A 765-nucleotide genomic window follows, 5' to 3' on the forward strand; every position below is an offset into this window, starting at 1 on the left:
TATCATCGATATGTTGCAAAGCCGTTGCAAAGTGTTGTTTGGCTTCGCTCTGGAAGGTCTCAGCCGGAGCAGAAAGTCCCACGGGGGGAACCCCTTTTACAAAGCTTATCAGGGTTGGTAATTGCTGTACTGCTGCCAATAACATTTCCTGATTCCCTTTGCTTTTGTTGGTGTCGTATTTAGAGGCCAATTGCTCTTCCCTGATCTCTTCGTACTTCTTTTTTATTTCCTTGTTCTCGGACTTTAAAACCTCATTTTCTGTATAAAGCCTTGAAGCGTCATTCTTGGCAACCATAAGGTTCATAACGTCGAGAGTACCAAGGCCGAAGGAATTCGAGAAAACATCCTGTACCGCAGCGGGTTTTGCCTGCTGTACTGCTACCTCTTGGGGTTGGTTTTGGGCTGAAAAATTAACATCGAAAGGCGCACCATCAATTTTATAAGTTGATCCGTTTTTGCGCTTTAAAGTCAGGTTTAAATTCCGATTTCCCTTAGCGAAAAGGTCTTCGAAGAAATCTTCGGCACTTTCAAATTCCTGTTTGATTTCGTCATGGGATTTATTTCTAAAAACCCATCGGTTTGCTTTTAAATCAAAAACCGAAACAGCCGAGTATTTATCGGTATTTAATTTCTCTATCAGGTTGTCTAATTCTTGCATCTCAATGTCTTTTTATAAATAATATCTAATTCCTTTTTATTCCAACTTGAATTTTGAAAATCCCCTGATTCCGTATTGCCAAAACGAATGCTTAAATCGATCTTGGA

1 protein-coding gene is annotated in these 765 nt (G+C 40.0%); it reads right to left on the reverse strand.

Going from position 1 to position 765, the window contains the following annotated elements; translation table 11 throughout:
- Window positions 1–658: hypothetical protein (locus tag D0817_RS24755; RefSeq protein WP_134737799.1), on the reverse strand; the 658-nt coding region annotated here is incomplete at its 3' end.
- Between the last annotated feature and the right edge of the window lie 107 nt (window positions 659–765).

Source organism: Flavobacterium cupreum, assembly GCF_003996965.1.
GTDB classification, from domain to species: domain Bacteria; phylum Bacteroidota; class Bacteroidia; order Flavobacteriales; family Flavobacteriaceae; genus Flavobacterium; species Flavobacterium cupreum.